Raw genomic sequence first — 12614 nt, 5'->3', positions numbered from 1 at the left:
ATTCTTGAAGCTATGGTGGTTGCGCCGAACGTCAGCTGAGCGCGGTCAGCTTCGGCAGCCCCTTCAGCAAGGCAGGCCACCATTTATCAGCCGCATCGCCGAGGTGAACGGTGATGCGCCGAGCGTGCAGCGAGAGCGTCGCCGCCACCTTGAGCACCTGTTCACGCATCCGGCTCAGGCTCCAACCCTGCCGGGTCTGGCGCCCCAGCAAGCAGCGAAGGCCATGCAGAACCTGATAGGCGTAGAGACTCAGCAACAGGCTCACCTCATTGCGGGCCATCACGTCCTGGACGGTGGAGGCACCGCGATCGGTCGACGAGAGATGCACGTCGAGCGCCGACTTCACCTCGCCCATGTGCGCTTCGGCGCTGCCGCGCTTGCGATAGAGTGCCAGGATCTTCTCGGGCGGCCAGTCGAACTTGCCGAGGTTGGTGACCAGGAAGAAGGCATGCAGCAGCAGGTCATCGGGGCGTTCCTGAACCACCAGCACCACGCGTCGTGGCGTTGGCCAGGTACCGGCCTGGTATTCAAGGTCGTGGCACCACTCCCGAGGCTGCTCAGGTGGCCGGCCGCGTGGCCGCTTCAGGTAGGGCGCTGCCAGCGCCTGCAAGCCCTTGTGGCTGCGCAGCCGGCCCAGGTACTCGATGCTGCGCTTCTCCAGCGCCTCCAGCGTGTCGTTGTCGGTGAAGCCAGCGTCGATACGCACCCGAACCTGGGCGCCGGTGCTCTCGTTAAGCCGCTTCACCAGGTGCGGGATCCACGTATCAGCGTTCTCGGCGGGGCCGGCGTTGCCCTCGCGCAGCAGGCCGCCGACCATGTCGCCAGTTTCGGCCAACGAGGCGACCAGCGGCGAATAGATCCGCGTACCGTAAAGGCCATGATAAGCGGAACCGCCCTGGTGCCCATGGACCTCAATCGGCAGGCCGTCGATGTCTAGCGTCAGCTGCTTGGGACGCTCGCCGTTCTTCAGCGAGGTCAGGCGCCAGGCCACCAGCCGCAGCAGACCTTCATGCACGGCATCGATGTTGTCGTTGTGTCCAAGGCAGGTCAGCAGCCGCGACAGCGTGGCTTGGGACGGCCTATCCTGGACCAGTGGCGTCATGCCGCGCGCATCACTGCAGGCCAGCTGCCAGAGCGGATCACGGCGCAGCGTGTCGGTATCGCTGAGATCGATCCACCCCATCGCCCGCTGCAGCACCAAGGTGCGTATCTGGCTGGCCAGCGAGTGGCGAATACGCAGCGGATGGCGCGGATCGACCAGGTTATCTTCGAGCGCCTCGATCACGCCACTGCTGTCGAGGGCTTCGCGCAGCAACAATGCGCCGCTGTCGCTGGTGGTGCGGTGGCCGCTCAGCTCGACACGGACAGAGCCGTTGCATGAGGGCGTCCAGGTCGTTAGGGTTTCACCCATGGCGAGTGGTCCTCTTGAATCGTGTTCTGGCAGGAACATCCTGATTCTACAAGAGAAAACCACTCGCCATCTTCGTTTTCAGGTCGGCCTCATGAATAAGCCGGGGTCAGTACTACAGGACTTTTCTTGATTGATGCTTGTTGCTTGTACATTTTTCAGAGATAGATAGTCACCATCGTTTACTAATAGTTTATAGGAGTTCTTAAATTTTGAGTATTTATGCTCTAATTGTATACGAGTAGTATCTTAAAGTTACATATCGTGTTTTTGAAAGGATTTTTGTTTCTTTGTTGTATGTTTAGGTGTGTTTTGGTTTTTGTGAGGCGGTGTTGACATTTCTTAACTCATGTTTTTTGTATTAGACCAAATAATTAGCTCTAATACTTGGTGCCATTATTTTCTTGGGAAGGTGTTCAACGACGAATAAACGACTATGTTGATTTTTTGATTATATGGTCAATAAAAAATAAGCTTTAGTAGTAGAAAGATTATTTAAGGTGAGGCTATACCAAGCATGATTGGCGGAGGCTAAAATATTGGGGCGTACATATTGATGTTGGATTTAGGTTTGATCCTGCAGAAGGAGATGTCGGTACACCAACAGGAAGCGGCCATGCTAGACACGAATGAGCGGGTGATATTGCGTGAGTTTGCCCAACAGAAGAAAGGGCGAAGGGAGGCATTACGAGCTGCTGCATTGCTAATGATAGACGAGGGGAATGATGATAAGACCGTGGCAATCAGGCTAGGCGTTAGCCGGGAATCGATCATTAAGTGGAAGGAAAAGTGGAGGGTTGAGAGGCTAGGGCTTCTGAGAGACAAACGGAGGCCTGGGCGTCCTCCAAGATTTTCGGATAAGGATATGGGGCAAATAGCAGCGTTATTTCACGAACATGATCATGATCTGGTCAAAGTACAATTCTACTTTGAAGCAAACCATGGGAAGAAGATAAGTCTGACGACCTTGCGACGCTTCCAGAGGTCAGGCAAGCTTTCCTCCCACCTCTAGAGGCAAGTTGGTATTCAAGGATGTGACCTTGTCGATCCCACTATGAAAAAACGGCAAGGCGCCAGGAATCCGGTGCCTTGCCGTGTAGTTGGCGTTTAACTACTTGCTGACCATTTCCCCCCGCTCTGTCAGCGTGGCCGTCTCTCCGCCATGCTGCTTCACCAGCTGTGCCATGGCCTGATCTTCGGCGCTGCTTTCGGCTTCCTCGCCGTCGGTACTGCCCATCTTGTGCATCAGGCGCTCCGCGAGGCGCCACAGAGTGGCGGCTTCACTGATCATCATCACCGGAATGCTGATCCCCAAGCGCGCCTCGACCGCCGTCATCAGCTCGACCCCCATCAGCGAGTCGAAGCCCATGTCGTAGACGCTCTTGTTGACGTCGATGGCGCTGGCGTCGATCAACAGAATCTTGCTCAGCTCGCCCTTGAGAATCTCGACGATGGCGGTCTGCAGCGCTTCACCGGACAGGTCCGCCAGTGCCGCGGCGATATCATCCTGCTGCGCCTGGCTTTTGTCATCCTCACCGGCGCGGCGGGAGATTTCCTCGAAGCGGGGCGTGGCGGCGGTCGGCAGGAAGCGCGCAAGCGCACCCCAGTCCAGTTCCAGCACGCCCAATGAGCGTCCTGGCAGGCCGAATGCCTGGGCGTTCTGATCCGCGCTGATCATCTCGCCGAGACAGGTCAGCGCGTGATCTGCCATCAGCGCATCACCGCCGAGGCGATTTTTGAGCGCTTCGCGGGTCTTCTCGTTGCGTGCCAGGAAGCCGGCATCCTCGATCGCGCCCCAGCGCGCGCAGGTGGCAGGCAGGCCACGTGCACGACGGTTGGCGGCGAGCCCTTCCAGCCAGTGGTTGGCCGCCACGTAGACGCTCTGTCCCGGGTTGCCGAACAGAGTGGTGGCCGAGGAGTAGAGTACGAAGAAGTCCAGCGCGTGCTCGGCACTCAGGCGATCCAGCAGGCGTGCACCTTCCAGTTTCGGCGTCATCACGCGCTGAATGCGCTCAGCATCGAGATGGCGAATCAGCGCATCATCGATCACCGCGGCGGCATGGATGATGCCCTTGAGCGGTGCGATGCCATCGGCGTCAGCAGACTTGCCGAAGCGTGCGAACACCTTTGATAACGCGACGTCATCGGCGACATCACAGGCCAGCGCATGCACGTTCACGCCCCGGGCCTCGAGACGCGCGACGCCTTGCTGTGCTTCTTCACTGGCCGCGCCGGAGCGCCCGAGCAGTACCAGTTCACGCGCGCCCATCGCGGCCAGCCATTCGGCGCTGCGCAGGCCAAAGCCGCCCAGACCGCCGGTGACCAGATAGCTGCCCGCCGGGTCGATCGTCAGTGTCTTTTGATTGGCCGCTAGCGCGTCGCGCTGATGGGGCATTGCACTTGCCCCCGTACTTGCTTGCTCCGCGGCGTGTTCGGCGACGCGCTGAGTGACGACGACCTTGCCGATCTGGCGGGCCTGTTGCATGTAGCGGAAGGCCTCGACCACCTGACTGGAATCGAAGGTGGTGTAGGGCAGCGGTGCCAGGGTGCCGTCCTCGAACAGTGCCATCATCTCGCGGAACAGGCGCGTGGTCAGGCCCGGGCATTCCTTCATCAGCTGATCGGAATCGATGCCGAAGTAGCTGAGGTTATTGCGGAACGGGCGCAGCCCCATCGGGGTGTTTTCGTAGAAGTCGCGCTTGCCCAGCTCACAGAAACGTCCGAACGGCTTGAGCACGCGCAGGTTCTGGGCGATGGCTTCACCGGCCAGCGAGTTGAGCACCACATCGACACCACGCGCATCGACGGATGGATCGCGCTGCTGGCGCGCGGCGAGGTCCGCGAGGATATCCTCGGCGAAGCCGTGGCTGCGCGAATCATAGATGTTGCTGATGCCCATCAGCGCGAGGAAGTCACGCTTGGCCGGTGAGCCGACGGTCGCGAATACCTCGGCGCCCAGCCACTCAGCGATCTGCAATGCCGCGATGCCCACGCCGCCGGCGGCGCCGTGAATCAGCACCTTCTCGCCTTCTTCCAACCGCGCCAGATGCTTGAGCGCGTAGTAGACAGTGAAGAAGGTGGTCGGGATGGTCGCCGCGGCTTCCAGGCTGACGCCGTGGGGCACATGGGCCAGCGCCGTATCTGCAATCACTAGACGGTCGGAGAAGCTGGCTGGGCCGAAGCCGACCACGCGCTCGCCGACCTTGAATTCGGCATTGGCGCCGGCCTGAGTGACGATGCCAGAGAACTCGAGTCCCAGGCTTGGGCCGGAGAAGCCGTGTTCGATGGCTTCATCCGACAGCAGGCCGAGGGTATACATGACATCGCGGAAGTTGAGACCGGTCGCCTCGACCCGCACTTCGACTTCACCGGCTGCCACGGCGGGCAGAATCCGTGGCTGCCACTCCAGATTGCGCAATTGACCGGGCTGGCTGAAGCCGAGGCTGACGCCGTAGCGTTGAGTGCCTGGAGCTGTAGAGGCTGATGTCTGAGCACCTGAGGTCTGCGAGAGGGAGCTTTCGCCACCAGCGGTCTGCTGAGGCGCCGCTACCTGACGCAGACGTGTCGCGAAGCGTGCGCCATTGGCATCCAGCACCACTTCCTGTTCGTGGTCCGGCGCTTCGAATTCCTGCACCAGCGCGTCCATCAAGGCCGGTGTGTTGACGGTGTCGTGCCCAAGCGTCGGCGTATCCAGCAGGCGAATGGCCAGCGACTGGCTCTCGTTGGCCAGACTGCGCGCAAAGCCCCAGCTGGCCGCATCCGCCGGTGGAGCCGCTGCGGGGGCGCCATCTGTCTGCCACAGCGTCGCCACGTCATGTGTCAGCACCCACAGGGTCGGGGCGAGGTGGCTGTCGTCCTGCTCCTGTGCGCTGTCAAAGGCCTGAGCGACCTGTGTCAGCAGCTGTTGGCGTGCGCACTGGAAGGTGTTGGTGTGATCCGTACCGTTCTGTTCATATGTCGCCGCAGCGCTAGGCAGTGCGATCAGGTGATCAACGCCGTCCAACTGCTCGAACAATGCCGATACATCGGCGGGCAGATTGTCTGACAGGCGCTGATGGTTGACCTGATGTCCACGTGCGGTCAGCGAGTCGCTCAAGCGCGTCAGCAGTGCTTGATCTGCCGGTGCCTGCGGGCTATCCAGCAACGCGATCGAGGGCGTGGCGGCTTGGCTTGCCACTACTTCGCTTTCCACTGATCCACTTGCTGGGGTCTGGCCCTCAGCAACTTCCGCAAGCGGCGCCTGAGCGGCAAGCGTCGCGGACAGCCACCAAGCGCCTGATGTTTCAGTACCCTGATTATCGCTGGCAGGCGCTGCCGATTCGATGTCGAGGCCCAGCTGGGTCAGGAGACGCTGCCATTGAGCGATGCCCGGATGACTGCGCAGCTGCTCACCATCATCGAGGGCCAGAATCGGCCCGGCCCAGGCCGCCGGTTCACAGCCGCACAGTAGCAGCTGCGCACCGGGTGCCAGACGGGCGATGAGCGCTGTCAGCAGCTCACGCGCCTGTGACGGTGCCTCGAAGTCCAGATGCACGATGGCGAGCTGAGCCTTGCGGGTCGTGGCAGTGTCCTGGAAGGCCTCGCCCGTGATCACGTCGATCAGCGGCAAGTCATCCTGCAGGCGATTGGCTTCACTGAGGGCACCGTTACTTGCGGCCACGAAGCGGTAATCCAGCGCTGCGAAGCGCCCGTTGCGTGCATCCGCCTCGCGCAGTGTCGCGAGACGCTGGCCCAGCCAGGGGCCGCCGGCCCCCAATTCCAGCACGGCGAGGCGCTGGCCGGCCGGTAGGGCGGCAAGCGCGCTGCTGATGCGTTGATCGAGCTGTGTGCTCAACCACTGCCAGCCAGCATTGCCGACCGCCGTCTTGAGCAGCGTCGGGATCAGCGGCTGGCGCAGATGTTCCAGTGCGGCACTGGCATCCGTCGAGAGCAGCGCCTCGCGGTCTGCTACCGCTTCATCAGCGGCACCCTCCAACTGAGTCCATTCTAACTGAGCGCCGTCCAACGGCATGCCGCGGTTGAGCCATTCATCCAGGTGCAGGTGCAGGCGACCGGCGGCATGCGTCAGCGGGAACTGGCCCGGATAGTCACGTACCAGCAGCTGCCAGATGTCATTGGCGGCGGGCAGATCCAGCGAGTTGATCTGCCAGTCGCCGCTATCGAGTGCTTCCGTGAGGCCTTGTGACTCGGCCCAGTCGAGCAGGGCACGGCTGAACAGCGGACAGCGGCGCTGCCAGCGCGACAGCGCCTCGTGATCCAGGTGGGCCAGCTCCGGGTCACCCGGCGCGGCGTGACGCAGCAGGGTCTCGTGGACGCTGGCGAGCATCAGGCTGTCGAGCAGCGGCTCCAGCTCATCGCGGAAGCATTGGCTGTCAGCCAGCAGCGTCTGTGCGCTGGCGGCCGCGTCGCTCTCAGCAATGTTCTCACCAACATTCGCCTCACCATCCTCACTGCCATCGGCAGCCTCTGACGCCTGCATGGCGTCATGCACCAGTCCTGCGAGGTCCAACATCGGCGTGGACGGCTGGGTGAGCGGGTGCGGTGCGGCAGTCAGTTCGATATCCAGATAATCCAGATGCGCCGTGCCATCACGTCCCAGGCGCACGGCGCGGAAGCGGGCCTCTTCGGCAACTGCCACGGCGCGGCCTTCGGCATCGAACAGCTCGAAGTCAGCACACAGAGAGTGCGGGCCACGCGAGCGCAGCACGACACGCGCGGTGACGGTCTGCGAGGCGCGTACCTGCTCACGCACCTGCAGGCGACCGACACGCACCGGCACGAAGGCCATGCCATTGCTGGCCGCCATTTGACCCTTGAGCACGCCCAGCAGCGGAATGAACAGCTGGAAGGCGCTGTCGAGCACGCCCGGGTGCAGGTGGAAGTCGGTGTCCTGGCTGGCCATTTCCTCGGTCAACGAGAAACGGGCCAGCACCTGCGGACGCGCAGTGCCCGGTGCGTGATGGTCGGCGCCCGCGTCGACCCAGATCTGCTCGGCGGCGCGGAAATGCGGGCCGTAATGCAGGCCGAGTTGCGCGGCAGCGGCCACGTGCTCATCGCGCCCGAGATCGGCGGCGCGAGTCGGCATGACCGGGGCGACTCGCTCCAGCAGGCGTCCACGGGTGGCGGTGAAGGCGCGCGCCACGGCGTGCAGGTTCCACTTGTCGGCATCTTCCGCGCGTGTCTCACGACTCTCCAGACGCATGGCGCCATTGGCGCTGTCCAGCGACAGGCGGGTCAGACGCAGCGTGCTGTCATCGAGCAGCAGCGGGGCGCGAATCTCGAAGTCTTCCAGATCCAGCACGTCGGGCAGGTTGTCAGCATCGGCGCTGGCGGCCTGCCATTCGTGGGCGGCGGCCAAGCATTGCTCCAGATAGCCGGCCCCCGGGAAGACGGCACTATCGCCGACCTGGTGATCGGCCAGCCAAGCGACCTTCTGGGTGTCGAGCTGGGCTTCCCAGGTCAGGCGTTGCTGGGCGAGACGATAGCCGAGCAGCGGATGTACGTAATGACGATCCAGCAGACGCTGGCTTTCGCTGGTGGTCTGGATCCAGCATGGGATGCGTTGCCACGGGTAGCTTGGCAGCTCGACGAACTGACCGGCGACCGGGAACAGGCCGGTGATGTCGACGGCGCCGGAGAGCAGCACGCGACCGTGCAGATGCTCCAAGGCATCTAGCCCGGCATGGCGACGGTCGAGACTGGCGAGTACCTGGCCGGCGGGCGCTTCTTCACTGCGCGCCTTGAGGATATCGTTCAGGTAGCTGCGCAGGATCGGGTGCGCGCCGATCTCGACCAGCAGGCGATGGCGGCCGAGGGCAGCGTTCTCTTCCGTCTCGGAGTGCCAGTTGACCAGTGAGGTGACGGCGGCCTCGAACATGACCGGCTGACGGATGTTCTCCCACCAGTAGCGTGCATCCAGCTGCTCGCCGGCAATGACGCTGCCGGTGACGGTGGAGATGAACGGGGTATGGGTGGCGCGGGGCGTCAGGCCGTCGAGGGATTCGAGCAGGCCGGGCTTGATCGGGTCCATCGCCGGGCTGTGGAAGGCGTAATCCAGCCCCAGCACTCTTGCGAAGGTGCCCTGGGCGGAGAGCTCCTTGCTCAACGCTTCCAGCAGCTCACGCTCGCCGGCCAAGGTGGTGCCGCGCGGGCCATTGATGCCGGCCAGTGACAGCGAGGCCCATTGTGGCTGCTCCAGCCATTCGCGCATCTCGCACTCGCCCAGGCCGACGGCCATCATTGCGCCGGTGCCACGGGTGCGCCCCTGGTGGTAGCTGCGCTGGAAGATGACGCGGGTGGCCTGCCCAAGCGTCAGCGCGCCACTCGCCCAGGCGGCAGCGACTTCGCCGACACTGTGACCGGTGACGGCAGCAGGACGGATACCACGCTCGATCAGCCACTCGGTGACCGCGACCTGCAGCGCGAACAGAGTCGGCTGGGCGATCTCGGTGGCGTCCAGACGATTTTCGCCTTTCTCGCTCAGGCTGCCGTCCAGCTCCTTGAGCAACTCGAAGCCATTGAAGTCACGGAAGGCGGCATCGAGGCGCTCCAGGCAGGCGCGCACGCTGGGGGATTCTTCCATCAGGGCACGACCCATGCCGGTCCACTGGCAGCCATTGCCGGAATACACGAACACCGGGCCGCGCTCCTGTGCGGGAGCCGGGGCATTCGTCGTGGCACGCGGTGAAGCACCATTGTCGCTGACGCTCGGTAATGCCGGCAGACGGTCCGCCAGAGTGATGCGCGGATGGTCGCCGAGATCCCCTTCGCTGCCGAGGGTGTCGAGGTCCTCAAGCAGGGTGGTGAAGTTATCTGCGTTGAGCAGGGCGCCATGCACATGGTGCTCGCGGCGGGCAGCCAGCTGCCAGGCGAGATCGTAGAGGCTGGGCGCCATGTCGTGGGCGGCGAGCTCACGCAGGTGCCCTGCCAGTTCCAGTGCGGATTGCTTGAGCGCCTGTGGGGAACGGGCGCTCAGGCGCAGCGGCGGCGTCTGTTCATCTCCAGTGTTCGGTTGCGCTACCGATTGTTCGGGAGCGCTTTCCAACAGCACGTGGGCATTGGCGCCACCGAAGCCGAAGGAGTTGACGCCGACGACCAGGCGACCTTCCGCCTTGAGCTTGCGCGGCTGGGTGACGATATCCAGATTCCACTCGTCGGTACGAATCTTCGGATTCAGACGCTGGATCTTGATCGTCGCCGGCACTTCACGGTGCGTGATCACGCCCAGTGCCTTGGCCAGACCGGCCACGCCAGAGGCGGTTTCCAGGTGACCCATGTTGCTCTTGATCGAGCCGATCGGCAGCGGGCTGGAGCGCTTCTGGCCGATGGCGGCGCCGATGGCGCGGGTTTCCAGCGGGTCACCGACCGCGGTGCCGGTGCCGTGGGCCTCGAGATAGTCGATCTCGTCCGGCCTGATGCCGGCCTGCTCGCAGGCCTGTTCCATCAACTGGATCTGCGCCGACGGGTTGGGCACGGTCAGCCCGGACTTGTAGCCATCGGTATTGACCACGGAAGAGGCCACCACGGCGAGAATGCGATCGCCATCGGCGATGGCCTGATCGAGATCCTTGAGCAGGAAGACGCCGCCGCCCTCGGAGCGCGCATAGCCGTCGCCAGCCTCATCGAATACCTGACAGCGGCCGGTCTTCGACAGCATCGTGGCCTTGGAGAAGATCAGGAAGCCGTAGGGATGCAGGTGCAGACTGATGCCGCCGGTCAGCGCCATGTCGGTCTCGCCGCTTCTGATCGACTGGCAGGCCTGATGGAAGGCGACCATTGAAGAAGAGCAGGCGGTATCCAGTGACAGGCTCGGGCCATGCAGGTCGAAGGCATACGACAGGCGGTTGGAGGCCACGCTGGAGGTATTGCCGGTCGCGGTATTCGGGCCGATGGCGCTGAGGTCATCCGCCATGCGATAGGAATAATCCAGGCTCGCGATGCCCATGAAGACACCACAGCGTGAGCCGCGCATCTTCTCGGCCGGGATGCCGGCGTGCTCGATGGCTTCCCAGCTCATCTCCAGCAGCATGCGTTGCTGAGGGTCCATGCTGGCGGCTTCGCGCGGGCTGATGCCGAAGAAGGCGGGGTCAAAGCCCGTGATGTCGCCCAGTGAACCTGCGGCGAAGCTATAGCTCATGCCCGGCGCTTTCTTGTCCGGGTGCGAGAGAGATTCCTTGCTCCAGCGGTCGTCGGCGACTTCGGTCACCATGTCCTTGCCGGCCAGGAGGTCGTCCCACAGGGTGGCCTGAGTGGTGCCGGGGAAACGGCTGGCTGCGCCGATGATGGCAACGCGTCGGGTCATGACAAGCTCCTGAACTTCTGAGTCACGGCACTGTGGCGAGCATGTTTCGCGGTCGCCTTCAGCAGCGCACTTCCTAATGTATCGATATTGATGACGCGCGGGTCGCCCTTGCGGCATTGCTCGTCAGTCTTGAAAGGCCCTTCGCAGTCGAGGGCCCACTCCATCAACTCCGGGTCCTTGTCGCGCACGGCCGCCATGGTCTGGCGGGCGGTGTCGTCGGACTCCGGCAGGGCGCTGGACCAGATGAAACTGTCGGTCACGCCATTGGGCTCACCCAGGGTCGTATAGACCTCGGGCATGATCGGCACATGGTCTCCATAGAAACACAGCAGCCCGCCGCGTGGCAGTCGCGCCAGCGCGGTGGTGAGCTGATCGATCATCGCGTCGGCATTCACCAGATGACGCAGATAGATGCCCAGTTCCTGACAGTTCTCCGGCAGGTCTCCGTCATACCACTCCGCCAGACGTGCGCTGTCGAAGGTTTCCAGATGCAGCGGGCCGTGATTCTCCATGGTGATCACCTGGATGAACAACGGCGTGTCGCCGGCTTCCAGCAGGCAGTCTTCGACCTTGGCGGCCACGGCGGCATCGCTGATGTACTGGCCACTCTTGTCGGCATCGCTGAAGTGGGCGATGTCGAGGAATTCATCGAAACCGAGCTGTTTCAGCACCTGGTTGCGCAGATAGAAGGTACCGGGATAGGGATGGATGCACAGCGTGCGATAGCCCATTGCCTTGTAGCTGGCGGCCAGATTGGGCACGGCGCGACGCGCCAGCTGATGGTAGGGGTTGAACTGGTGCACGCCGAGCTCTTCGGCGGTCAGGCCCGTCAGGAAGGCGGTTTCGGTGCGCACGGTATTGGCGCCCCAGGCCGGCACGGCCAGGCGACCACACGGCAGCCCCTGGGCCAGGGCGGTGAAGTGGCAGCGGTCCAGGTTCGGCAGCAAATCGTCACGTACCCGGGGGTAGACGCGGCGGGCATCGAAGAAGGATTCGCTCTGCACGCTGACCACATGGGGCAGTGCCTTGGTCGCATCTTCATCATCGAGTTCGCGCAAGGTGGCGTCGAGCTCGCGCTGTGACTCCTCCAAGGGGTTGCGCAGCGGCGTCAGCGGGCGACGCGCCAGCCGCGCATAGGCCAGCAGGTAGGCCACCATGCCCAGCTCGCTCAGGTCGAACTCGGGGACCAGCATTACCTTGCTGGCCAGACGGTTGCCCAAGGCGTAGGTCAAGACGCTCGCGCCGATCAGTAGGCTGATCAATGGCACCAGCCACACAGCGGCGTTGCCTGAGTAGGCGGCGGAGAAGCCCAGCGCGGGCTCGAGCCAGAGTCCCAGACCGATCGCCAGTGCCCCGGCCGTGGTCGCGGCGATGGTCAGCCCGATGCCGAAGAAGGGGATGTACAGGCGCGGGTGCTTGATGGCGTCGGTGAAGTACTCGAAGTCCTGGCTGAGGAAGGGTTCGCGCAGCGACACGTACTTGGTGTGGCTGACCTGCAGCACCACCAGCCACAGCGCATTGACGACGATCAGCGAGAACCAGGGGCGCTGGGTGATCAAGGTGCACAGTGACCAGCTGGCGCACCAGTACCCGACATGTGCCAGCCTGGCGCTGACGGGGCGACGCCAGAATGCGGCTGGCGGTGTCGTCATCTGTTTCAGCAGCAGATGCTCAAGCCCCAGCGTCAACCCGAGGCCGACCAGCAGTGGCCCGGCCATGAAAGACACAAACGCAATGACAAACTCCATGTAATGCCGACCTCGTTAGCCTCTGCCGTCGCAGGGGCTGTGTAGTGTCCGGTCGAGTACTCGACCCTGATCAAGATCCATGGCGGCCAGGGGTGTGACAAGTCGGCCCCTCGCCGCAGTATTTTCAGGCGCTCTGGTGTCCAGATCCTGATCGTTC

At 63.1% G+C, this 12614-nt stretch carries 4 protein-coding genes; 1 reads left to right on the top strand and 3 read right to left on the bottom strand.

Annotated elements, in window-relative coordinates; all coding sequences use genetic code 11:
• Positions 1-31: 31 nt before the first annotated feature.
• Complete coding sequence (locus LCW13_RS10770) at positions 32-1450, bottom strand: IS1380 family transposase (RefSeq protein ID WP_088743481.1); 1419 nt, start codon at positions 1448-1450, stop codon at positions 32-34.
• Positions 1451-2024: 574 nt separating this feature from the next.
• On the opposite strand from LCW13_RS10770, the gene LCW13_RS10765 reads away from it, so the two are divergent.
• Positions 2025-2420, top strand: coding sequence for a helix-turn-helix domain-containing protein (locus LCW13_RS10765; protein WP_225346864.1), 396 nt, complete (start codon positions 2025-2027; stop codon positions 2418-2420).
• Positions 2421-2519: 99 nt separating this feature from the next.
• Here LCW13_RS10765 and LCW13_RS10760 read toward each other — a convergent pair whose 3' ends face one another.
• Positions 2520-10709, bottom strand: coding sequence for a type I polyketide synthase (locus LCW13_RS10760; RefSeq protein ID WP_225346863.1), 8190 nt, complete (start codon positions 10707-10709; stop codon positions 2520-2522).
• Positions 10706-12457, bottom strand: a complete 1752-nt coding sequence (locus LCW13_RS10755; protein ID WP_225346862.1) for an LTA synthase family protein — start codon at positions 12455-12457, stop codon at positions 10706-10708. The genes LCW13_RS10760 and LCW13_RS10755 overlap by 4 nt, the downstream gene beginning before the upstream one ends.
• Positions 12458-12614: the final 157 nt, after the last annotated feature.

This window comes from Cobetia amphilecti, from assembly GCF_020217465.1.
Taxonomy (GTDB): Bacteria; Pseudomonadota; Gammaproteobacteria; order Pseudomonadales; family Halomonadaceae; genus Cobetia; species Cobetia amphilecti.
The sequence above is the reverse complement of the archived record's forward strand: the minus strand, read 5'-3'. Positions and strand labels throughout refer to the sequence as shown.